This is a genomic window from Alishewanella agri BL06 (assembly GCF_000272005.1).
Lineage (GTDB): Bacteria > Pseudomonadota > Gammaproteobacteria > Enterobacterales > Alteromonadaceae > Alishewanella > Alishewanella agri.
Genome location: NZ_AKKU01000026.1, coordinates 450,270 through 473,841 on the forward strand (window position 1 = coordinate 450,270; position 23,572 = coordinate 473,841).

Sequence of the window (23,572 nt, forward strand, 5' to 3'; positions counted from 1 at the left end):
GTCTGTGCTACTGCTGAAAGAATTTGTCGGGTTGTCTCTCAGAGGTCAACGCGTTGCGGTCTTTAACTCGGAAGTTTTAGCCGTCTATACTTTTAGAGGTTAACAGGTATACCGACATTTAAAGCAAAAATCAAGCAGCTTGTCGCAGAGCGAAGCAGCGATTCTGCTGATTTTTTACCTAACTTAGCAAAATTGGTGTTTATGCCAGATATCTACGCTAAACGGCATGCCCGCTAGCAGCGATACTGCGGCTATCGCACCATCAGCTTGCTGAATAGCGCCGATATTTTTTAATAATTATGCTATGTCATCTGCCGGCATTTACGACCACTGCCAAGGCTGAGATTGGCAAAACAACAGTTAACCGTTAATCTAGTTTGGTTTTTTATTTCAGGCTGCGGTATCAAGTGTAGATGCTAATACCGGAGCTGGCGAATCAGGCTTACTAACAGCGGGATCTCTAACCTTATGCAAAATCCAGTACACCCACAGGTGAAAGCCTTTGCTGTCAGGATTCGGCAATGGGGTAGTTGGCAGCTGGGTGCCGTGCTGGTGTTGTTGATGGCAGCACTGGTCTTGCTGAGTTATTTGGGTTATACCGCGGTACTTAATCGCGAGCTGGTGCTCCACGAGCTGCAGTTATTGCTGGCTTATACCGTGCCGGCCTTTGCCGTTGCTGTAATGTTAGTGTTTTATCTGATCTTAAAGTTGGATGCCGCCTTGGCATTTTTGCAGGACTCAGCGCAGTCGGAGCGTCAACTGAACCAGTCAATGCAGGAAAGTATCCGCCAGCTTAATTTTGAGATTGAAGAGCGTAAGCGCGCGTTTCAGGCAAAACGGCGGGCGATAGAAGAACTGCGGAAAGAAATTGCCGAACGCCGCAAGACGGAACAAGAGCTGGCTGAGCAGAGTTTGCTGATCCGCTCTATTGTCGATAGCTCTCCGGATTTATTTTATTACCGCGATGAGCGTGGCTTACTGGCCAGCTGTAATAAAATGTTTGAGAGTATCATGGAGCGGCCGATGTCGGCGTTGCTTGGTCAGGATCTGACCCGACTCTATGATGCCAACAGCCGGCAAGCTGCAATTTTATCTGAGTATGGGCTGGCAGCGCCTGAAACGGAGTTAACCCTAGATGTACAGTTTAAAAAGCTGGACGGCAGTGTGCTGTGGTTTGAAATGCGCCATTTGCCATTTTATGACCGTCAGGGCAGCTACATTGGTCTGTTGGGGTTTGGCCGCGATATTACTTCGCGCAAGTTAGCCGAGCAGGCACTGGAAAAAGCCTATCAGGATAAAGGCCAGTTTATTGCCACCCTAAGTCATGAATTGCGTACGCCTTTAAATGGTATTGTCGGTTTAAGCCGCCGTTTGCTTAGCAGTGAACTGGGGCCAGAGCAGTCCAGTTGGGCGAATACGATTTTTACCAGTGCTGAAACCTTGGGTAATATATTCAATGATATTATTGATTTAGATAAGATTGACCGGCATCAACTTGATATCGTGTATCAAAGTGTCAACTTGCAGCACTTTTTGCAGGATATTGCCAACTTTGCCCACTTGATCTGTCAGCAGAAGGGACTGCAGTTTGAATTAAAACCGGAAGGTTTGATCGATAGCTATCTGCTACTGGATACCACACGATTACGCCAGGTGTTGTGGAATCTGCTGAGTAACGCGGTAAAGTTTACCCGTCAGGGCCAGGTGCGGTTACGTTGTTTACTGCAGGCAGAACAGTTACTGCTCGAGGTGTCGGATACCGGTATTGGTATCGCCCAACATGATCTGCCCCGTATATTTGATTTGTACTACAAATCTAAAGATGGGCAACGCCTCAGTATTGTTGGCTCGGGTATCGGTCTGTCGGTCTCCCGCTCGCTGGTTGAAGCCATGTCTGGTCATATACAGGTCACCAGTACTGTGGGAGAAGGCAGTACCTTTAGTATCCGCTTGCCTGTCGTGTTTGCGCAAGCGCCTGAGCAACTGCCACCAATAAGTTGCCCACCCTTGACCATTCTGCTGATCGAAGATGTACCACTCAATGCTGATATTGCCATTACCTTGCTGGAACAGCGTGGTCATACCGTGATCCATGCTGAAACCGGAGAAGACGCACTGGCGCTTCTGGAAACCGAGGATGATTTAGATTTGGTACTGCTGGACATGCAGTTACCCGATATGGATGGTGCAGATATCGCCCGTTATATTCGCTCTGATCAACGGTTAGCCGTGCTACCTACTGTAATGTTGAGTGCCAATGTGCGCAAGGCGCAGGAGTCGCTGGGTGACATTAAGCTGGATGGTGTGCTGGCTAAACCGTTGAATACCGACAAACTTGATCAATTATTGGCTGAGCTATTCTCACCCAGTGCACTAAGATTGCAACAGTCATCGAGTCAGGAGCCAGACTCTGGCAGTACTAATCATCCGGCATTAGATGAAACGGTGTTGCAGGGATACCTGCAAAGTCTTGGGAAAGGAGCAATGCAGCGTAGTGCCCAGCTGTTTGCACAGCTATTGCCGGGTTACATCAATAAATTACTGGAAGCTGCAGTACAGCAACAAACCAAAGAGCTGCAAAGTGTGGCGCATAAATTAAAAGGTGCAGCAGCAGCAGTGGGGTTAGCCTGGGTGATGCAGCAAGCCAGAGCTTTAGAAGAGCAGGAGCCGGATTGGCAGGGATTACAGCGACAGTTATTAGAACTGCATTTTACTGCAGAGCAGCACCTGGCTACTCTGCAGCAATATATCGAGCAGTATTAATTACTTCTCAAGTTTACCAACAAAGCGGTAACCTTCACCGTGGATAGTGCTGATCAGCTCCGGGCTGTCAATATCCGATTCAAAGTGCTTGCGGATGCGGCGGATGGTGACATCAACAGTCCGGTCATTTGGCCTTAACTCGCGCCCTGTCATATGACGGATCAGTTGTTCACGGGTAAAAATTTTACCTGGTGTATCCAGCATTAAACGCAGGGCACGGTATTCACCTTTTGGCAGGCGACGGGCAACGCCGGTGGGCGATGTCAGATTGCGGCTGTTTTCATCCAGGGTCCAGCCATTAAAGCGCACCACGCTCTTATGTTCTTCCACCACAGGCTGCGCCACAGTGCGATTCAGCAGGTTGCGGGCGCGAATGGTTAGTTCCCGTGAGTTGAAAGGCTTGGTCAGATAATCATCGGCACCGATCTCCAGACCCAGGATCCGGTCAACATCGTTATCACGGCCGGTCAGGAAAATCAGACCAATATTCTGCTTCTGCCGTAACTCGCGAGCCAGAATTAAACCATTTTTCCCTGGCAGATTAATATCCATTACAATTAAATTAACCGGATTTTCTTCCAGTTTTTGATACATTTCCTCGCCATTGACCGCTTCAATAACGTGGTAGCCCTCTCCCTGGAACAGATTGACCAGATTTAATCTGGTTACTTCTTCATCTTCGACGACCAGAATCACGGGTGTTTGCATTGGAGTAAAACCTTTTTTGGGAGTTGTAAGAAGTTCGTTCTTTAACTGTAGACAAATTGACGGATGAATTGTCAAATTAGCTGCAATTATAATCTACCGGACTAATTGTTAACAAGAATTTTGTTAACAATTAGCTTTACCTAATGTAGTTTAATTAAAAGTTGTTTAGAGTCATTATGTTAGGAGTTAAGCTTGCTTGGGCTTAGGTTGCCCACTGGAAAGTCGATATCAATTTGAATGCCGGCACCTAAAGCACTCTCTAATTTAATCTTGCCATTTAGGGCTTGGGTAACCAGGTTATAAACCAGATGCATACCTAAACCACTACCACCTTCGCCTCTTTTGGTTGTGACAAAAGGATCAAAAATTCTCTTGCGGATGTGCTCTGGCACACCCCGGCCATTGTCGGCATAGTGGATAAAGCAGCGATGTTGCTGCAGGGTGACCCGGATCGTAATTTCGCCCGCTTGCCCCTCATCAAAAGCATGTAGCAAGCTATTCATAATTAAATTAATTAAAATTTGGTTGATTGGTCCAGGCTTGCTATTCACTATCAAATCGGGCGGGCATTCGATCCGTAACTGGTGCGCGGTTTTTTTGAGATTAGGCCGCAGCGATAACATCACCTCGTTAATCAACTGCGCCATATTAAATTGCCGTTGATTTTCATTAGATTGATCGACGGCGACTTGTTTAAAGCTGCTGATTAAGCCAGCAGCACGCTCCAAGTTGCGATAAATAATGCCCAGATTTTCTTTGCTATCGTTCAGAAAACGCGCCAGTTGACTTGAGGTTAGCGTTTTTTGCTGAAACGCCTGCTCAATTTCCTGAACCTTATCCTGTAGCAAAGTTGAGGCTGTAACACCGAGGCCAATAGGTGTATTCACCTCATGCGCGATACCCGCCACCATTTGACCCAGACTAGCCATTTTTTCGGTTTCAACAATTTGATTTTGGTATTGATGCAGGGTGGCAAGGGTATTGAGTAACTCTTGATTTGACTCACGTAACGCATTGGTCCGTTCGGCGATTTTTTGTTCCAGACTCTGGTTAAGTTGTTTAATTTCCAGTTCGGCCTGTTCCCGCTTGCGCAATTGACCTTCAATCCGATCCATCATGGTATTAAACGCCCGGCTAAGTTGGTTTAACTCATCGAGGTTGGCAGTAGGGGCGCGTACACAATAGTCTCTTTCTTTTGCGACCTTATTTACCAGTTCTAACAGCACATGCAATGGCAGAGTGAAGCGCCGCTGTAGCTTAAGCGCCAGTAACAGCGCTAGCCCCAGCGCCAATAATGCGATAACTATGGTGATAAGATTCTGATTCCGCTGCGATTGCTGCAATTGATCCGAACCGGCTCGCAGATACACATAGCCCAGCAATTGGCCGTCAACTTCGACCTGGCGACCCAATTCCAGCTGATCCGCACTGCTAAGGGGGAGAGGCTGCTCGCTGAGGCTTTGAATCCGCTCGGTTTGTGGTGGCCAGGGACCGATGTCAGAGCGGTTATAACTGGCAAAAAATTTTAGTTGCTGATTAGTTTGATCAAATTGATAGATATGTACATTTTTAATCGTCGGTATCGCAGTTAATGCCTTTAGCCGGGTTTCTTCGCGATGTCGGTTATTGGTGAGTAGAGTTGATTGTGTATTAATGGCAATGATGTCCGCCAACGCCAGAACCTGCTGCTGCAGCTGTTGTTCCTGGCGCTGAAAATCCAGATAATTGCTGAAAAAGAGTGCGATAGTCAGGGTTAAACTGCAAATTAACATCACCAGCCAGATCAGCGCGCTTTTCATCGATGTGGTGCGGGTTGGGCTGGACATAAATATTCTGCAAATCCCGAATGTAATGTTGTACTTGTTAGATGCTAAACAGAATAGTGCTTTTTAGCAAAGGGAGAGTGGAAATTTTATCCAGCGCGTTTATAGTAATTGCAGGCAATGATAGCTGAGATCAGCCATGAACCTATGGCAACTTTATAAAAGCAGTATTTTTTTATCTCACCAAACACTTTCCATGGCGATTAATTTTGCCATTATCAGCGGCCAGAACCCTGCCGGTAACGCGGAAAACCCACTTTATAATCAGCTACTCGATAAGAAGCTACAAGCACGTTTGCAACAGTTGGGAGTGCCTTATCGCTCTGTAATTGGCGCGGCTCCCGATCTGAGCTTCCAGGAGAAAAGTTGGGTCGTGCTCTGCGACAAGCAGCAGGCAATAACGCTGGCACTTGAATTTACTCAAAATGCCATTTATTGGGTGGAGCAGGGGCAGCTTTACCTGGTGCCAGTATTGCTGCCAGAACAAGAAGAGTGCCTGGGCCAATTTCAACAACGCCTGGTGTTGTTACCAGCTTAGAGCTTCTAGGGCGCGCGGCGAAGGATCTCCAGTATGGGTTCGACGTCTTGTTGCAAATGCTCGGTTAGCTGCTGTTTGCGGCGAAACTGTGCCAGACGCTCGGTCGCATCTGCTGGTGTAGTCAAAAGCTGCGCAAAGTCAGTGACACAGATACAGGTCAAAGCCGGTTTGCTCATGCCGGCTAATTGCACAGCCCGATACAACTTATGCGGGCAAGCTTTTACCCGCTCAGGCGCCTGTAAACAATTGGCTGGATTGGCTTTCGCCGGAAGGCTACATAGCCCGCCCAGTAACAATGCTACTGAAATCAGCGCCCGTGCTGGCATATTATTTTTTCACCGCCTGATAAATCACAAAACCATTGGCTTTGGCCAGAATATTCACCTTACCAAAGGCTTGCTCCAGCAGTTGTTGGTAGGCGAGATGATTATTGGCGACCAGGGTTAAGGTACCACCAGATTGTAGCCGCGCCGCGCTCTGGGCAATAAAGGCTTCACTGATACTGTAGTCGGTTTTAATGCCGGTATGAAAGGGTGGATTGCTGACAATATGCTTAAACAGCTGCGGCTGTGCTGGCAAACCATCAGCGGCAATAACCTGACCACTCAGTTGATTAGCCTGTAAGGTCGCGTTAGTCGCAGCGGTTGCCAAAGCGCTGATATCGGAGCAATACAGCTCAATGCCTGGCGCCTGCTGTTTTAGTGCGGCGCCGATAATGCCGGCGCCGCAGGCGAAATCCAGCACCTTGCCATCCTGGATATGCCCCAGGTGCTGCAGTAACAGCGCCGTACCGGTATCCAGCTTGCCATGATTAAATACCCCGGGCAGCGAACAGATTGTCAGGTTATGACCCTTATGCTGAATGTTAAACTGACTTATGGCGCCGGGTTTGAGCTGACTGAGATCGCCTGTGAGCGAAAACCAGAGGCAGTGTTTGGCGTTATCCAGTTTATGCGCATGTAACCCCAGCTTCTCGGCGTGATTAACCAGGCTTTTAATCCCGCCTTTATTATCACCTACCACATAGAGCTGGGCATCAGGCTGCAGTGCACTGGCAATACGGGCCAGATTATCGGCCAGTAATTCTTTACTCTTGGGATAAAACAACACTGCGGTGGCAAACTGCTGGCTAAAGGCTGGCGTAGCGCTAAAGTAAACCTCGGCACCGGCTTGCTGCCACTGCTGTTTAACGGCGGCATCGGTGGTAAAGCAGCTGATTTGCCCCAGGGCCGGTAACTGGCGGGCCAGTTGGTCGGCTTCTGGCTCGACAAATAATACCGGACCCTGTAAATCGTCCAGGTTGCGTAAAATCAGCTGACTGCTGTTAGCAAGCATTAACTTATCCTTTTAAACATCAGATCCCAGACACCATGGCCCAAGCGCTGGCCGCGTTGTTCGAATTTGGTCAAAGGCCGGTGTTCCGGACGTTCGACATAGGTGTTGTCGGCAGATAAGTTCTGAAAACCCTCGGCAGCTTGCATTACTTCCAGCATATGCTCGGCGTAGTTTTCCCAGTCGGTCGCCATATGAAAGACACCACCGATTTTTAATTTACTGCGCAGTGCCTGCACAAAGTCTGGCTGCACGATCCGTCTTTTATGATGGCGCTTTTTGTGCCAGGGATCCGGGAAAAACAGTTGCACTGTATCCAGGCTTTGCTCTGGGATCATCTCGGCTAACACTTCAACCGCATCATGTTCAAACACTTTCAGATTGTTTACGCCCTGAGCAACGGCTTCGGATAAGCAGGCGCCAACCCCAGGCTTATGCACTTCAATGCCGATAAAGTCTTGTGCCGGAGCGGCCTTAGCCATCGCAACCAGTGATTTGCCCATGCCAAAGCCAATTTCCAGTACCCGCGGGGCGCTGCGACCAAATAACAGGTCCAGATCCAGTAGTGCTGGCTGATAATCCACGCCATAGCCTGACCAGTGATTTTCCAGCGCCAGTTGTTGGCCCTTGGTTAAGCGGCCTTCACGCAACACGAAAGAGCGGATGCGCCGTAAATAAGGTTGCGTACTGGCATCATCCGGCTGATGGTCGTTTGGCGGTGTGGCCTGGTTGGTCATGCAAAGCTCCAATCTGAAAAATTAGTCGGCTATTATCCTTGGAAACGGTAGCAAGCTCAACCTCGGGCTCTGTTACAATTGGTGCTTTTCAATGGCAGGAGTCGTATTTTTGCAAACTGATACCTGGTTTAGTGAGCAGTTGGTCGCTTGGTACCAGCAACATGGCCGCAAAGATTTACCCTGGCAGCAACAGCCAAGCCCTTATAAAACCTGGCTGTCGGAAGTGATGCTGCAGCAAACGCAGGTAGCAACGGTGATACCTTATTTTCAGCGTTTTGTGGCGCGCTTTCCGGATGTAAAAACCCTGGCTGCGGCCGAAACCGACGAGGTGCTGCATTACTGGACCGGTCTTGGCTATTATGCGCGGGCGCGCAATCTGCATCAGGCTGCACGGCAGATCGTCGAACAGCATCAGGGCGAATTTCCAACTGAATTTGCACAAGTACTGGCGCTGCCTGGTGTTGGCCGCTCGACCGCCGGCGCAATTCTGTCGTTGTCGCTGGGGCTGCACTATCCGATTTTGGATGGTAACTGCAAGCGGGTACTCAGCCGTTTTGCTGCTGTAAGCGGTTGGCCGGGGGAGAAAAAAGTCGAACAGCAGCTATGGCAATTAGCAGAGCGCTATACACCCAAGGCGACAGTACAGCAGTTTAATCAGGCGATGATGGATTTGGGCGCTTCGCTGTGCAGCCGCAGTAAGCCGCGCTGTGCCGAGTGTCCGCTGGCCCGGCATTGTCAGGCGGCGCTGCAGGGCGAGCAGCAACGTTATCCCAGCAAAAAACCGAAAAAAGCCTTACCGGAGCAACAAAGTTTTTGGCTACTGTTAACCACAGCCGAACAAGTTTTGTTAAAACAGCGCCCGGCAAAAGGCTTATGGGGCGGCTTATATGGTTTTCTGGAATTTAGCAGCGCCAAAGAGCGCGAGCAATTTGTTGCGCTGCAGGGCCTGGCGGTGCAACAACAAACGGAACTGGCGACCTTTCGGCATACCTTTAGCCATTTTCATTTATGGATCAATCCGCTTTGGCTGCAACTTTCCAGCTTGCCGGCGCGGGTAGAGGAGCAATCTGCCGCGCTCTGGTATACAATAAGCGCCATACCTGAACTGGGGTTGTCGGCCCCGGCGAAAAACCTGCTGCAGCAATTGGCTGCATTAAGTCTGAGCAAGGAAAAATTATGAGCCGCATCGTATTTTGCCAATTTCTGCAAAAAGAGGCGCCGGGATTGGATTTTCAGTTCTATCCGGGCGATTTGGGTAAGAAAATTTTCGATAACATCAGCAAAGAAGCCTGGGCCCAGTGGCAGGCGAAACAAGTGATGCTGATTAACGAGAAAAAGCTCAATATGATGAATGTTGAGCACCGTAAATTATTGGAAGAGCAGATGGAAGCCTTTTTGTTCCAGGGCCAGGATGTGCAGATTGATGGCTATACGCCACCTGCTAACTAAGCGCTGTATTACGCCCGTTTCGGAGACTTATGGCCCGCCGTTTACCGCCGCTTAATGCATTAAAAGCTTTTGAAACTGCTGCCCGGCATTTAAGTTTTACCAAGGCGGCCGAAGAGCTGTATGTGACTCAGGCGGCGATTAGTCATCAGATCAAAGCCCTGGAAGATCATCTGGGGCTGAAACTCTTTATGCGGAAAAACCGCTCTTTGCTGCTAACCGAAGAAGGGCAGAGCTATTTTCTCGATATTAAAGAGATTTTTTTGCAGCTACACGAAGCCACCGAAAAATTGCTGGCGCGCGGTGCTAAGGGATCCTTGACCGTCAGCCTGCAGCCAAGCTTTGCTATTCAGTGGCTGGTACCGCGGTTAAACCAGTTTAGTGAACAGCATCCGGATATCGATGTGCGGATCAAGGCCGTGGATCAGGATGAAGGCTCGCTGACCGATGATGTTGATGTCGCCATTTATTATGGTCGCGGTAACTGGCGTAACCTGCATGCAGATAAATTGCATACCGAATATTTACTACCGGTTTGTTCACCGCTGTTATTAAATGGCAGCAAACCGCTGAAAGAGCCAACCGATCTGCGTTTTCATAACCTGCTGCATGATGGCTCACGCCGTGCATGGAAAGCCTGGTTTACTACCCAGGGTTTTAAAAACTTTAATGTCAATCAGGGGCCGATCTTCAGTCATTCCTCGATGGTGCTGCAGGCGGCGATTCATGGTCAGGGCGTGGCCTTGGCGCATAATGTACTGGCGCGGCCGGATATTAGCTCTGGCCGGCTGATCGTACCGTTTAATCATGTGCTGATCAGTAAAGACTCTTACTATCTGGTGTGTCGTGAAAGCCAAACCGAGCTTGGCAAGATCACAGCGTTCCGACAATGGATGCTGGATATGGTCAGCGCGGAGCAGGCCGAATTTGCCGAGCAGCAGTTTACCAATGCGGTGGCAATGGATGATTAAATGCTAGCTAATCCTCTGGTATTGCTGGCATTGTTAATAGTGCTGCGAGTACTGGCATGACAGCAGTGGCCAGGTTATTACTTTGCCATGGCGCAGGCGCCGGTTGTGATAGCGCTTTTATGCAGCAGCTGGCCGCAGCGCTGCAGCAACAGCAGATAGAAGTAGCGCTGTTCGAGTTTGCTTATATGCAGCGTAAACGCGAACTCGGTACGCCGGTGCCGCCGCCTAAAGTTGCCAGTTTGCTGCCGGAGTTAGCGGCGGCGATAAAGGCGCTGGGTGACGATTTGCCGCTGTTTATTGGCGGTAAATCAATGGGTGGGCGTGTTGCGTCGCTGCTGGCCGCGCTGCCTGAATCTTTGGAGGAGCGGGTTGGGGCGGTATTTGCTTATGGCTATCCGTTTCATCCACCGCGTAAAACACAATGGCGTACCGGGCATTTTTCTGTGCTTAGCCGACCGCTTATTATAATGCAGGGCGAGCGGGATCCCTTTGGCAACTATGCTGAACTGAGCGCGCTGATGTCAGCTTGGCCCGAGGTGACAGTGCATTGGTTACAAACAGCGGATCACGATTTTCAGCCACTTAAAAGTAGTGGCCTGAGCCAGCGCCAATTAATAGTGCAGGCCGCCGAGCTTACCCGAGGGACTATTGATGCAATTCTGGCTAAAGTTAAGTACTAGTCTGGCAGCCTTATACGGCGGCGCAGTAGTGGCGCTTGCGGCAGCACTGATGCATTTATGGCAAAGCAGCTTAACGGAGCTGGCGACCGGGCGGGTATTGGCTGCTTTAGCCATGTTGGCGTTACATGCTTTAGGTTTGCTGCTGTTAAATATCTGGCAGCCGACGAAGCTGTTACTGGCCGTCAGACTGTGTTGGCATCTGGGTGTCTGGTTGTTTTGTTGGACACTGATAAGCGGCGTTTTTGCCTTGCCGCTACATTTTTCAGCTTTGGCCCCACTGGGTGGCCAGAGCTTTATTTTAGGTTGGCTGCTTCTGGCCATCGTAAGCTGGCGCCAGACAAGCTGGCATAGAGAGTAAGATGAAACAATTATTAGTATATTGCCGCGCCGGCTTTGAGAAAGAAGCGGCGGCTGAGCTGCAGGATCAGGCCGCAGCCTTTGCGGTGTTTGGTTTTTGCAAACTGAAAGCCAACAGCGCCTTTGTGATCTTTGAGGCCTATGACAGTGAAGCGTTACAGCGCTTTTACCGCGATTTCGATTTTCAGCACTTTATCTTTATCCGGCAGTGGTTATTGCTGCTGAGCAGCGAACTGGAGCTGCCAGCTCAGGATCGGATCGCGCCCGTACTGCAGGCAGCACTGGCGGAGGAACTTAGCGGCTGTGGTAGCTTGCGGGTGGAATTCCCCGATACGAACGATGGCAAGACGTTATCGACACTGGCACGCAAGCTGACCGTGCCACTGCGCCAGTCCTTGCGTCAGGCTGGGGTGATGCTGCAAAAAGAACATAAACGTGCGCCGGTTTTGCACTTGTTTTTATTAAGTGGCACCAGCGGTTATCTGGGTTTGTCTTACCCGGAGAATAATTCTGCGCTGGAAAACGGTATTATGCGGCTGAAGTTCCCGCCGGAAGCACCTAGTCGTAGTACTTTAAAGTTGGAAGAAGCCTTTATTACTTTTATCCCAAAAGATGAATGGGAAACCCGGCTCGCGCCAGGAATGCAAGCGGTGGATTTGGGTGCTTGTCCTGGTGGCTGGACCTATCAGTTGGTGAAACGCAGTATGATGGTGACCGCTATCGACAATGGTCCTATGGCTGAGTCGTTAATGGAAACGGGGCAGGTGAAGCATCTGATGGTGGACGGTTTTAAATTTGTCCCCGCCAAGAAAAATGTGTACTGGTTGGTTTGCGATATGATTGAGCAGCCGCAGCGTGTCGCCGCGCGTATTGCGGAGTGGTTAATTCAGGGCTGGTGTCAGGAAACGATTTTTAACCTGAAATTACCGATGAAAAGACGCTACGAGACGGTAAAAGAAGTACTAGCCGCGTTTGAGCAGCAGTTACAGGATGCAGGATTCCGATACCAACTGCAGGCGCGGCATCTGTACCATGACCGGGAAGAGGTCACGGTACATGTGCAACCGATTAAGCGCTAATCGGTGAGCTGCAGGGTTAGCCAAACCAGCCGGTGATCTGAGCTGGCATCACGGGTGCCGACTAACGGATAGTCTGCTTCGGCTTTTGCCGGCCAGAATACCCCACCGTCTGTAATGTTAAAACCTTGCCTGGAAGGCAGTACATAGTCTGCCCGCATCCGCCAACCTGCGGTATGGCGGGCGCCAAATTCACGGTCCGGACTATGCTCTGCACCCCCTACACTAGTCGGGATAAAATCACTGTTTACTTTTTGATGCTTTGTTAAAGCACTGATCCCAGCCAGTAGCGCATCGCCTTCGCCTTCGGCGGAAGCATTAAGATCTCCGAGAATTACAAAACGTGCATCACCGCGCAGGCCACCTTTACTACCCTGATCATCGTAGATATAACCCGACTGCTCTGACATTAAATAATCAGCCCAAAAGCGGATTTCATCGTGGTTGCGTTTACCGTTACGATTTTCCGGGCCATCAAACACCGGTGGTGTTGGGTGACTGGCCAGCACGTGGATTGTTATACCGTCGACCTGAACCGGAATATCCCAGTGTGCTTTTGAAGAGAGTGGGAATTGCTGCCAGGCATCATTGCTATACCAGGCTGAACCGTCGGCTTTGGAGGTAACCAAGTGGCCTGGCATATCCTGCCACTTAAAGTGTTGGAAGGTCCGCACCTGATCCATCGCGATCGGATATTTAGACAACAACACCATACCGTATTGTCCGGGGTAAAAGCCAAACCCCCAGGCATCGGCGCCAACGCCGGTGGCTTCGCCATCGTTATCCAAATCAAAAGGGCTGGGCTGTCCGGTGTTTACGGTATTGTAATAATAGTAGGGATAATCAATTGGCTCGCTGCCTGCCTGAGGTTGCTGCAAGTAGTTTTTAATAAAGGCTTCGATACCCTGAGCTGGGTTCTCAATATAGTCGAATTCATTTAATAGCAGAATGTCGGGGCGGACCCGCTGAATGATCGCGGCAATATTTTTAACCTGCGGATGCTCGCCATTTGCCAGCACATCAATCAATACCTGAGAGTTGCCTCTGGTGCCTCGCGGTAAGTAGTTTTCCGCTTCCATACTGACGTTAAAGGTAGCGACTTTTAGTTGTTGTTTTGCCATAAGTTGCTGACTACAGGTTAATAAGGTCAGGCCAATAAACAGAGTGAATAGTAGACGCTTTAGCATCGTCTGATCCAGCAGCAGATTAAAAAGGTGCTCAGCATAACCAGCGAATTATAGAAAAGCCAGTACCCGATATTGCTAAATGCACGCCAGAGCCGAGACAATCGATTGGATAACTGCTGCTACCTGAGTAAAGTTTGAGTATATAAAATATTGTTGAATTGATATTTTTTAGCCAATTTCCGGTTGGATTATTCGCATCAGAAATTAGACATGTTACACTAATATGACGGGATGGCTTTGACAAGTGACATTGGGATTAGTTCCCGTAAGTTGCAGTCACTGTAACGAAAATGACATATTTTTCGTTTAGGCTTCTGTACCAGATTGAAAGCAATCTTTGAAAACTAAATCAGATTTAGCATAAAACCCACAACTACCAGGTGAAAACGATATGAAAATTAGACATTTAGCGATGGCTGTAACGCTCGCGCTCGGCGTTAGCAACATAGCATTTGCTGATACATCTTCTGCAATTCGTGGTAACGTTGTTACTGCAACAGGTGAAGTTGCAGCTAATGCCCGCGTCGAAATTTTACACGTGCCGTCAGGCACCCGTTCCGTTGCTACAACGAACCAAAGCGGTGCTTTCGCTAGTTCAGGTTTACGCGTTGGTGGGCCTTATACTATTACGATCACCAGTGCGCAAGGCACTAAAGTTTATAATAATATCTTTATTTCACTTGGTGAATCTTTCCGGATTAATGCTGAGTTAGAGCCTCAGCAGGTTGAGCGTATTGCTGTAACAGGGACCGCTATTCTCGCGGGTAATACAGGTAGCAGCAGCTATTTTGGTGCTAATGACGTTGCAAATACTCCAAGCTTTGACCGCGATATTAAAGATGTTGTGCGTAATAACCCTTTAGCTGTTCTGACAGCAAAAGATGGTGAGTTAGTGGTTGCTGGTACTAACCCTCGTTTTAACAGTATTAGTATTGATGGTATTGCACAGAACGATGACTTTGGTTTGAATGCTAACGGTTACCCAACCACACGCTCGCCGATCTCTTTAGATGCTATCGATCAGATTACTATCGATGTTTCTCCGTTCAATGCCAAAGATAGCGGTTTCCAAGGCGCGAAAATCAATGCCGTTACCAAGTCTGGTACCAATAAGTTTAACGGCAGCGTGATGTATGAAAAGCAAAACGATAAGTGGGCTGGTACACCAAAAGACGGTCGTACTGAGCGTCCACTAAAATTTGACGAATACACCTGGGGTGCTACTGCTGGTGGCGCTATTGTTCAGGATAAACTGTTCTATTTCGTTTCTTACGAATTCTATGAAGCTGATACGCCAATTGAATGGGGTCCGGCTGGCAGCAGTGCCGCCAACACCACAGTTGCAACTTTAGCAGACTATGAAGCGGTTCGCCGCATTGCTCGTGATGTCTACGGAGTTGACGCAGGTAGCTGGGATTTCACGCCTGTAACGGACGACAAGAAGTTACTGGTCAAGCTGGACTGGAACATCAACCAAGACCACCGTGCAGCTTTTACCTACCAGTACAACAAAGGCAACAGAACAGCTAACACTACTTCTGCAGCTAACCGTCTGCGTTTATCTTCGCACTGGTACAACCGTATTGAAGATCTTAACAACTATGCTTTTAAACTTTATTCAGACTGGACGCCAGATTTTTCTACTCAGTTCAGCCTGACCTATATCGATAACCCTACTACCCAGGCCTCATTCGGTGACTTCGGTGATATCACGGTAAATATCGGCGTAGGTAGCAATAACATTGGCATGGGTTCTGATTTCTCGCGTCACTCTAACGAGCTGAACAAGAAATCAACCATCATTGCGATGGACGCGGATTACCTGTTAGGTGACCATAACCTGAGCTTTGGCTATCAGTTTAAGCGCCTTGATATTTTTAACATGTTCTTACAGAACACCAAGGGCTCGTACACTTTCAACAGTTTGGCCGATTTTGAAAACAAAATTGCTTCTCGCCTCATCTATCAAAACGCGACCAGTCTGAACCCAGCTGACGCTGCTGCAGAGTTTGTTCGTGACGAACATGCATTCTATGTACATGACCAGTGGTTTGCTGCCGATAATCTGCAAATCGATATTGGTGTACGTTACGAGATGCTGGCGTCAAGTGATGTACCTAAATTCAACCAGCAGGCAAAAGATCGTACTGGATTTGACAACACTGAAAACCTGGATGGCTTAGGTATTTTCCTGCCACGCTTCGGTTTTAAATGGGATGCTGCTGATGATCTGACGATTCGTGGTGGTATTGGTCGCTTCTCTGGTGGTCAACCAACTGTTTGGATTTCTAACGCTTACTCAAATCCGGGTGTCGGTATTGCACAATTTGATATTCGTAATACCACTAATAGCCCGTTAGCCGCTGCTTTAGTTGGCGTAGATATCAAGGACGTTCCGCAGGCGTTTAAAGATGCCGTTGCTAACTCATCTGTGTTTGCTGGCACCAACTTCACTGATCCTAACTTTAAGATGCCTTCTGACTGGCGCTTCCAGTTAGCGGCAGATTACATGATTAATATTCCGTATATTGCAGATGATGTAATGTGGACCACGGAATATATGTATAAGAAGCCTGAAAATACTGCGTTCTGGATCGACCCAAGTCTGACAGGCCGCGAAGCAGGTTTTACTGCTGACGGTCAACGTATTATTTATAATGCTTCTCAGCCACGCGATATTATGCTGACCAATGCTGATAAAGAAGGTCGTTCGAAGATCTTCAGCACTATGCTGAGCAAAGCTTGGGATAACGGAATTCGTGTGACTACCTCTTATACCAATCAGGATATTACGGACGCTCATACCAGTACCAGTTCAACTGCCAGCAGTAACTTCGGTTTCAATACCGTAATTAACCGTAACGAAGCACTGGTTGGTCGTTCAGCCTTTGAAACTGAACATCGCTTTGTAGTGAACTTTGGCTATGAACACGAGTTTTTCGCAGGTTATAAAACTAACGTTAATATGTTCTACGAGCGTCGCTCTGGTAAGCCGATCACTTACTTCTTGAACGGCAACAACACGTCCTTCAATAATAGTACTGGTTTCGGTAATCCATACGATTTGCTGAGCCCAGGTACTACGTCAAATGCTCTGTTGGTATATATTCCAACGGCGAATGACCCTAATGTGGTGTTCTTGAACGATGCGGCTCGTACCAACTTCTTCAATACCATCAATGCATTGGGCTTGGATAAGTATGCTGGCGGTTATGCACCTCGTGGTTCAAGCACCACCCCATGGGTGACGACACTGGATCTGAACTTCCGTCAGGAAATCCCGGGTCTGTTAGAGGGCCATAAAGGTACCTTCTACTTCACTATCGCTAACTTCCTGAACCTGTTAGACAGTTCACAAGGTCGTGTCTATGGTAGTGATTTCGGTACTATTCAGTTGGTTGACTTCACAATCAATCCAACTACTGGCCAGTACGTTTATGGTAACGTTACCAGCAACACTAACAACTACGATAAGTTCTACAACCAGTTCTCTACCTGGAGACTGAAAATGGGTGTGAGCTACCGCTTCTAAATATTTAGCGGTCGTAAAAATGCCAGTCAGTTGACTGGCATTTTTTTTGGAAGTTTTTATTCCTAATCACGGCGTTATTAGCGATAATTGCCAGCTATTTGCAATTCTTCGGGCTGTTTTATGGGTAAAAGAACCATTATCGCTATCGCCGGCGCCTCTGCTTCCGGTAAAAGTTTATTCGCTTCAACGGTTTACCAGGAGCTGGTAGCAGAGTTGGGTGGTGAACGGATTGCGATCCTGTCCGAAGATGCTTACTACCGCGATCAGAGCCATTTGTCTTTTGATCAGCGTATTCTGACCAACTATGATCATCCTTCGGCTTTTGAGCATGAGTTGCTGGTCGAGCATTTACAAGCACTGCGTGCCGGTCAGACAATTGCGATGCCGCAATATAGTTATAAATTACATACCCGTACCGAAGAAACCATTAAAGTTCAGCCTGCCAAGGTGATTCTGGTTGAGGGGATCCTGTTATTGACTGATGAAAAACTGCGTGAACAGTTTGATATTTCAGTCTTCATGGACACACCGTTGGATATTTGTTTATTGCGCCGGATTAAGCGTGATTTGGAAGACCGCGGTCGTAGTTTGTCTTCGGTAACTGAACAATATGAAACTACGGTTCGTCCAGCCTTTTTTGAATTTATCGCTCCTTCCAAACAATATGCCGATCTGGTGGTTACCCGCGGTGGTAAAAACCAGATTGCTATCGATATTATAAAAGCAAAAATCCGCCAGCTATTGTCGGAATAACAACCAGGAAAACATTATGATGGGATTAGTGGGCATTGCCGCCCTGTTATTAGTCGCCTATTTGGCGTCGGCGAATCGTAGCCGGATCAACTGGCGTACTGTCGGTGGCGCCTTTGCCATTCAGATTGCCATTGGTGCCTTTGTGCTTTACGTGCCTGTTGGTCAGGAAGTGTTATATAGCATTTCGCAAGTTGTCGCCAACGTCATTGGCTATGCTAACGCCGGTATTCTATTTTTGTTTGGCGATTTGGGTAATTTCTCGCAAGGCTTTATTTTTGCCATTCATGTACTAACCATCATCATATTTTTCTCGTCATTAATAGCGGTGTTATATCACGTTGGCATCATGACCTGGGTAATTCGTTTGATTGGTGGCGGTTTACAAAAGTTACTGGGTACCAGCCGGCCAGAGTCAATGTCCGCCGCAGCCAATATCTTTGTTGGTCAGACGGAAGCGCCGCTTATTGTTAAACCTTTTATCCCAACGATGACCCGTTCCGAGTTGTTTGCCGTGATGGTAGGTGGTCTGGCATCGGTAGCAGGCTCGGTGTTAGCCGGTTACGCTGGTTTAGGTGTAGAATTAAAATATCTGATTGCCGCCAGCTTTATGGCGGCGCCCGGTGGCTTTTTAATGGCCAAGATGATTCTGCCAGAGACCGAAACGCCAAAAAATGATCTGGCAGAGATTACCACTGAAAAGCCGCATACCAATCTGATTGATGCCGCAGCCGCAGGGGCTTCCAGTGGTATGCAACTGGCACTGAATGTTGGTGCGATGTTATTGGCTTTTGTTGGTTTAATCGCTCTGGTTAATGGCATTGTCGGTGGAGTCGGTGGTTGGCTGGGTAAAGACGATCTTACTTTACAACTGGTTTTCGGTTACGTATTCCAACCATTGGCTTTTATTCTGGGCGTGTCTTGGGAAGAAGCCCGCGCGGCTGGCAGTTTTATCGGTCAAAAGCTGGTGATTAATGAGTTTGTCGCATACCTCGACTTTGTGCAGGTGAAAGAGCAGTTAAGCGCCCATACTCAGGTGATAGTTACTATCGCCCTGTGTGGTTTCGCCAATTTCTCATCAATTGCCATTTTGTTAGGCGGCCTGGGTGGTATGGCGCCGGGCCGGCGCGCTGATATTGCTGAGTTGGGTTTAAAAGCCTTACTTGCGGCAACATTAGCGAATTTAATGAGCGCTGCGATTGCAGGGTTCTTTTTTTCTTTAGGCTAAAAACAGGTCTTTTATATGACTCAACATGTTCCAACGTTGGATATAAGACGGTTTGCCACCGACAAAGATAACTTTGTTGCCGAAATTGGCAAGGCCTATACTGAGTTTGGATTTTGTGGCATTAGTGGTCATGGTATTCCGGATGAGGTAATAGAGAACACTTATCAAGCTATAAAGCAGTTTTTTGCACTGCCAACCGAAGTGAAAGCCAAGTATCACCAGCCAGGTCAGGGTGGGGCACGTGGTTACACCGGTTTTGGCGTGGAAAAAGCCAAGGATTCTAATCACCCGGATCTAAAGGAATTCTGGCATGTTGGCCGGGAGCTGGACGGCCCGGCGCCGCATCCCAGTTTATATCCGAATGTCTGGCCTACTGAAGTGCTGGCATTTAAAGACGCGACTTACCGTTTATACACCGAGCTGGAAAAACTGGGGAACCGGGTACTGGAAGCGCTGGCGCTTTTCCTGGGGCAAGAGCAGTCGTACTTTGCCGACAAGGTTAATTACGGTAATTCCATTCTGCGGCCTATTCACTATCCGCCGATTAAGGATACCTCAACCCAATCGATCCGGGCTGGTCAGCATGAAGATATTAACCTGATCACCTTATTGGTGGGCTCTAATGAGGCGGGACTGGAAATTTTGCGCCGCGATGGTAGCTGGTTACCGGTGACCACCATTGAAGGCACTATTGTCGTCAATATCGGCGATATGTTGCAGCGCTTAACTAACCATGTACTGCCATCAACGACGCATCGGGTGGTGAACCCGGCGGGTGCAGCGGCGGGTGAGCCTCGTTATTCTATCCCGTTTTTTATGCATCCGAATCCGGATTATGTAATTGAAACCTTAGCCAGCTGTATCAGTGCTGAGCGGCCAAACCGCTATCCGGAGCCGATTAACTCTAACGACTATCTGATGCAACGTCTGGAAGAGATTGGCTTGCTTAAAAAAGCCCAAAAAGGCTAAAACGCTGCTAAATTGTGCAACCGCGCTTATCAGGCTGAAAATCGTATTGACGCGGCCTGATAAGTCGCTATACTGCACGCCACGTTAAGCGTACTGCGCAAAACGTTATGCAGATGTGGTGGAATTGGTAGACACGCAAGCTTCAGGTGTTTGTGCCCACAAGGCGTGAGAGTTCGAGTCTCTCCATCTGCACCAAATTAACCGGCCAAGGCCGGTTTTTTGCTTTTTATGTGCCTGCAATCCATCCGGGCATAGCTTTTACCAGCGTTTGGCGTCGCGCGTTGTAAATTTAAGCAAACAGTAAGATTTTTAAAAAAGCCAGTTGACGCTGCTTTTGAAATCGTTATACTGCACGCCATGTTGAGCAGCGAAGGCTGTAAACATAACGCAGATGTGGTGGAATTGGTAGACACGCAAGCTTCAGGTGTTTGTGCCCGCAAGGCGTGAGAGTTCGAGTCTCTCCATCTGCACCAAATCAACCGGCTTAAGCCGGTTTTTTTATCGGTTTAATTCAATGCGCCGGATAAAATCTTCTACCAGCAGATCATAGAGTTTGTTGCCTAAATACAAGTCCTCGACACCATCATCAATATTGGGGTTGTCATTAACCTCGATAACGAACACTTGCTCACCAGCTTGCTTCAGATCGACACCGTATAAACTGTCACCTATAGGTTTACAGGCGGCAAGCGCTGCTTGCAACACATGGGCCGGCACCTCTGCAATCGCACAGGTGGCAAAACCACCACTCTGAGTTTTGCCCTTACCGTGCTTATAAATCTGCCAGTGATTGCGGGCCATAAAATACTTACAGGCGAATAGTGGCTGACCGTTCAATACGCCAATCCGCCAGTCAAACTCGGTATAGGTATAACGCTGGGCCAGGATAATAGCGCTCTGTTCAAACAGGGCATTTAACTGTGCTTTTAACTCGGTCAGAGTAGTGACTTTAACCACACCACGGGAGAAGCTGCCGTCAGGGATCTTTAGCACCAAAGGTAAGCCAAGCGTATCAGCGGCGCGTTCCAGATTATCTTCGTCTTGCTTAAATAACATTAAACCATCCGGCACCGGTACTTTATGCTGCTGAAATAACGTCTGTAGGTATACCTTATTACCACAGCGCAAGATCGAGTTTGGGTCGTCGATGACGGCTAACCCCTCGCGCTCCGCCTTTACTGCCAGATGAAAGGTATGGTGATTTACGCCTGTGGTTTCGCGAATAAACAGGCCATCAAACTCCGGTAGCCGCTGAATATCCCGGGCTGAAATTAATTCAGTATCCATAGCCGCGCGCTTTGCAGCTTTTCGGAATAGCTCCAGCGATTTCGGAGTGCAAGGTGGAAAGGGCTCGTTTGGGTTGGTCAAAACAGCCAGATCATATTTAAAGCGGGCATTCTTTGGCTCCAGGCGCCAGATTTTGTGACTGTAACGTTCCAACACTTCAGCGAAATGCCCTTGTTCCTGCTCAGTTAACTTATGTACCGCACCAATTTTTATGGAACGGATCTGCCAGTGATTCTTTTTACTTAGCTCAACCCGGAGAATGGGAACTGGCAGTGCCTCAAATAAATAGTTGGCAAATTTACGCAGGGCTTTTGATGAGGTTTCACCAAAATAGATGTTAAACAGCAGTTGCTGTTCGGCAGCATCAGCCAGCGCTTTGTCGAGCAGACTTTGTAAGGTGCCGGGAAGTTCTTCGATAAGTTCAGATATTTCAAAGCGATTGAATTTATTGAAAGCTCGCAATGATGGCATAACGTTGTGGCCGCGAGCTTCTGCGAGTAGTGAGCAGTAGTAACCTGTCCCCAAGTAATGAGACTGACGGCATAGGTTAATAACACGTACCCGTTGTTTTTGTTTCGGTTGCCATTTTAGATATGCCGGCAGACTCATTACGCCGTCATATTGATAGAAAGGAGCCCAATCTTGCAGTTTATCGACAACAATAACCAGTTTAGCCATAAGTTAGATCCTGTCCTCTTACCTGAGAAATTCCCTAAAGTATCGGTAATAAAAGTAAATTCCGCTACTATACTGAGCATAATCAGATATTAGCTTTGAGTACTGTATCGGATGGATGTTCAACAGGTTATTGAGATCCGGGAAGCGACTAGTCAGGATCTATCGGCATTGCTGGTTATTGAGCTGCAATGTTTTCATAGTGACCGCCTTAGTCAACGCAGTTTCAGACGTTTTATCTCTGAAAAACGTAGTGATCTCTTTGTGCTATGTTTAGACAAGGAGATAGTAGGTTACTATCTATTGATCTACCGGCGCGGTAGCAGTATGGCCAGGTTATATTCAATTGCTGTGGTACCGCGTTTGCAAGGGCAAGGTCTGGCCAAGCGTCTGATCGCGGATGCGGAGCAAAAGGCACTGCTCAGGCATTGTGTGTTATTACGATTAGAAGTGCGGCCTGACAATCAGCCTGCAATAAAATTATACCAAAAGCTTGGCTATCATCCATTTGGCGTTAAGCTGGATTTTTACGAAGATCATAGTGATGCGTTGTGCCTGCAAAAACAAATTCATCATTATCAGGCCGCGTCCTATACCAGACTGGTGCCTTATATTGCGCAAACTACCCCATTTACTTGCGGCCCTGCCTGTCTGCTAATGGCATTTAACTATTTTCAACCCGGGGAATTCAGCCCCGAACATCTGGAAATTGAACTATGGCGGGAAGCAACAACGATATTTATGACGTCTGGTCATGGGGGTTGTGGTCCTAGGGGTTTGGCGTTAGCTGCGGCAAAGCGCGGCTTTGTAGTGCAAATTTATCTGAATCAGGATGGTCCCTTGTTTTTGGATTCGGTGCGTAGTCCTGAAAAAAAGTCGGTGATGCAGCGGGTCTATCAAGCAGATCAAGCTAAAGTTACGCAACTAGGTTTACCTTTGGTACTAACCGAACCGGATCTCTCTTTAATAAGCAAGCTGCTTAAAGATGGTTATATCTTACTGGCGTTAATCAGTACCTGGCAGTTTGACCGCTCGAAAGCGCCGCACTGGATAGTGATTTGTGCTGTTGACGCTGACTTTGTCTATATTAACGATCCCGATGTTGAAGATATCCCCTGGCTTTCACCAACGGAGCGCCACTATATACCAGTGAGTCACCATATCTTTAATAAGGCCTTTGCATACGGTAAAAAGCGTCTGAAAGCTTTGTTAGCGATTAAAAAGGTCTGAAAATAAGCACTTTGCTGCATTTTTCTGCGAACGATCTAAAAACCCGAAGTTTTCTATAAACTCTGCTTGCAGCCTCGTTAAAACTCCCTATAATGCGCGCCATGACATGCGGGGCGCGTAGCCGGGTGCTGCGCTAAACGATTTTAGCTGGCAAACCGGGTGAGAAAACGAAGCGCTCAAAAATCTTGAAAAAGACGCTTGACAGTGAAGTTTAAATCACTAAAATGGCCGCCTCGCTTCAGGGTGCTGACGAAAGCCACGAAAAGCAGAGTGAGCAGTAAGT

General features: G+C 48.1%; 20 protein-coding genes and 2 tRNA genes. 15 read left to right on the forward strand and 7 right to left on the reverse strand.

Features of this window, described 5'->3' with window-relative positions; translation table 11 throughout:
• Positions 1-468: 468 nt before the first annotated feature.
• Entirely contained in the window at positions 469-2,763 is a 2,295-nt protein-coding gene (locus AGRI_RS15675; protein ID WP_008985847.1) for an ATP-binding protein, read from the forward strand.
• Here AGRI_RS15675 and arcA read toward each other — a convergent pair whose 3' ends face one another.
• Both arcA and AGRI_RS15685 read right to left on the reverse strand, forming a co-directional pair.
• Positions 2,764-3,471, reverse strand: a complete 708-nt coding sequence (gene arcA / locus AGRI_RS15680; protein WP_008985848.1) for a two-component system response regulator ArcA — start codon at positions 3,469-3,471, stop codon at positions 2,764-2,766.
• Between the two features lie 179 nt (positions 3,472-3,650).
• Positions 3,651-5,297 carry a sensor histidine kinase gene (locus AGRI_RS15685; protein WP_040292104.1) on the reverse strand — a complete coding sequence of 549 codons (1,647 nt, stop codon included), beginning with the start codon at positions 5,295-5,297 and terminating at the stop codon, positions 3,651-3,653.
• A gap of 193 nt (positions 5,298-5,490) precedes the next feature.
• Here AGRI_RS15685 and AGRI_RS15690 point away from each other — a divergent pair, with 193 nt between their 5' ends.
• Positions 5,491-5,832 carry a DUF3293 domain-containing protein gene (locus AGRI_RS15690; RefSeq protein ID WP_237713105.1) on the forward strand — a complete coding sequence of 114 codons (342 nt, stop codon included), beginning with the start codon at positions 5,491-5,493 and terminating at the stop codon, positions 5,830-5,832.
• Positions 5,833-5,837: 5 nt separating this feature from the next.
• On the opposite strand, the gene AGRI_RS15695 is transcribed toward AGRI_RS15690, so the two are convergent.
• From AGRI_RS15695 to trmB, 3 genes are read right to left on the reverse strand one after another with little or no spacing between them, the layout of a single operon-like run.
• Positions 5,838-6,158 carry a hypothetical protein gene (locus tag AGRI_RS15695; RefSeq protein ID WP_008985851.1) on the reverse strand — a complete coding sequence of 107 codons (321 nt, stop codon included), beginning with the start codon at positions 6,156-6,158 and terminating at the stop codon, positions 5,838-5,840.
• 1 nt (position 6,159) lies between these two features.
• Entirely contained in the window at positions 6,160-7,167 is a 1,008-nt protein-coding gene (locus AGRI_RS15700) for a class I SAM-dependent methyltransferase (protein ID WP_008985852.1), read from the reverse strand.
• Positions 7,167-7,901 carry a tRNA (guanosine(46)-N7)-methyltransferase TrmB gene (trmB, locus tag AGRI_RS15705; protein ID WP_008985853.1) on the reverse strand — a complete coding sequence of 245 codons (735 nt, stop codon included), beginning with the start codon at positions 7,899-7,901 and terminating at the stop codon, positions 7,167-7,169. Before trmB ends, AGRI_RS15700 begins: the two co-directional genes overlap by 1 nt.
• A gap of 109 nt (positions 7,902-8,010) precedes the next feature.
• On the opposite strand from trmB, the gene mutY reads away from it, so the two are divergent.
• Genes mutY through rlmM form a run of 6 tightly spaced genes read left to right on the forward strand, consistent with a single transcriptional unit; the run spans position 8,011 to position 12,434 of the window.
• The gene (gene mutY, locus AGRI_RS15710) at positions 8,011-9,081 is read left to right on the forward strand and encodes an A/G-specific adenine glycosylase (RefSeq protein WP_008985854.1); all 1,071 of its coding nucleotides are present in this window, start codon (positions 8,011-8,013) and stop codon (positions 9,079-9,081) included.
• Entirely contained in the window at positions 9,078-9,350 is a 273-nt protein-coding gene (locus tag AGRI_RS15715; protein WP_008985855.1) for an oxidative damage protection protein, read from the forward strand. The genes mutY and AGRI_RS15715 overlap by 4 nt, the downstream gene beginning before the upstream one ends.
• Before the next feature lie 29 nt (positions 9,351-9,379).
• Complete coding sequence (locus AGRI_RS15720) at positions 9,380-10,318, forward strand: transcriptional regulator GcvA (RefSeq protein ID WP_008608642.1); 939 nt, start codon at positions 9,380-9,382, stop codon at positions 10,316-10,318.
• Positions 10,319-10,374: 56 nt separating this feature from the next.
• The gene (locus AGRI_RS15725; RefSeq protein WP_008985856.1) at positions 10,375-10,998 is read left to right on the forward strand and encodes an alpha/beta family hydrolase; all 624 of its coding nucleotides are present in this window, start codon (positions 10,375-10,377) and stop codon (positions 10,996-10,998) included.
• Positions 10,970-11,356, forward strand: a complete 387-nt coding sequence (locus AGRI_RS15730) for a DUF423 domain-containing protein (RefSeq protein WP_008985857.1) — start codon at positions 10,970-10,972, stop codon at positions 11,354-11,356. The genes AGRI_RS15725 and AGRI_RS15730 overlap by 29 nt, the downstream gene beginning before the upstream one ends.
• Position 11,357: 1 nt before the next feature.
• Complete coding sequence (gene rlmM / locus AGRI_RS15735; protein ID WP_008985858.1) at positions 11,358-12,434, forward strand: 23S rRNA (cytidine(2498)-2'-O)-methyltransferase RlmM; 1,077 nt, start codon at positions 11,358-11,360, stop codon at positions 12,432-12,434.
• Here rlmM and AGRI_RS15740 read toward each other — a convergent pair.
• Entirely contained in the window at positions 12,431-13,618 is a 1,188-nt protein-coding gene (locus AGRI_RS15740; protein ID WP_008985859.1) for an endonuclease/exonuclease/phosphatase family protein, read from the reverse strand. The two genes, rlmM and AGRI_RS15740, sit on opposite strands and share 4 nt — an antisense overlap.
• A 391-nt stretch (positions 13,619-14,009) precedes the next feature.
• On the opposite strand from AGRI_RS15740, the gene AGRI_RS15745 reads away from it, so the two are divergent.
• The 6 genes from AGRI_RS15745 to AGRI_RS15775 all read left to right on the forward strand — a co-directional run bounded on the left by AGRI_RS15745 (position 14,010) and on the right by AGRI_RS15775 (position 20,570).
• On the forward strand, positions 14,010-17,150 hold the full coding sequence (locus tag AGRI_RS15745; protein ID WP_008985860.1) for a TonB-dependent receptor: 3,141 nt from the start codon (positions 14,010-14,012) through the stop codon (positions 17,148-17,150).
• A gap of 120 nt (positions 17,151-17,270) precedes the next feature.
• The gene (udk, locus tag AGRI_RS15750; RefSeq protein WP_008985861.1) at positions 17,271-17,903 is read left to right on the forward strand and encodes a uridine kinase; all 633 of its coding nucleotides are present in this window, start codon (positions 17,271-17,273) and stop codon (positions 17,901-17,903) included.
• A 16-nt stretch (positions 17,904-17,919) separates the two neighbouring features.
• Complete coding sequence (locus AGRI_RS15755) at positions 17,920-19,128, forward strand: NupC/NupG family nucleoside CNT transporter (RefSeq protein ID WP_008985862.1); 1,209 nt, start codon at positions 17,920-17,922, stop codon at positions 19,126-19,128.
• Positions 19,129-19,143: 15 nt separating this feature from the next.
• Entirely contained in the window at positions 19,144-20,097 is a 954-nt protein-coding gene (locus AGRI_RS15760; protein ID WP_008985863.1) for an isopenicillin N synthase family dioxygenase, read from the forward strand.
• 109 nt (positions 20,098-20,206) lie between these two features.
• A tRNA-Leu gene (locus tag AGRI_RS15765) sits at positions 20,207-20,292 on the forward strand.
• Between the two features lie 192 nt (positions 20,293-20,484).
• Positions 20,485-20,570: transfer RNA gene (locus AGRI_RS15775), tRNA-Leu, on the forward strand.
• A gap of 25 nt (positions 20,571-20,595) precedes the next feature.
• On the opposite strand, the gene AGRI_RS15780 is transcribed toward AGRI_RS15775, so the two are convergent.
• The gene (locus tag AGRI_RS15780; RefSeq protein WP_008985864.1) at positions 20,596-22,062 is read right to left on the reverse strand and encodes a RimK family alpha-L-glutamate ligase; all 1,467 of its coding nucleotides are present in this window, start codon (positions 22,060-22,062) and stop codon (positions 20,596-20,598) included.
• A gap of 111 nt (positions 22,063-22,173) precedes the next feature.
• Between AGRI_RS15780 and AGRI_RS15785 the strand changes: the two genes are divergently transcribed.
• Entirely contained in the window at positions 22,174-23,289 is a 1,116-nt protein-coding gene (locus AGRI_RS15785; RefSeq protein WP_008949819.1) for a GNAT family N-acetyltransferase/peptidase C39 family protein, read from the forward strand.
• The last annotated feature ends 283 nt before the right edge of the window (positions 23,290-23,572 follow it).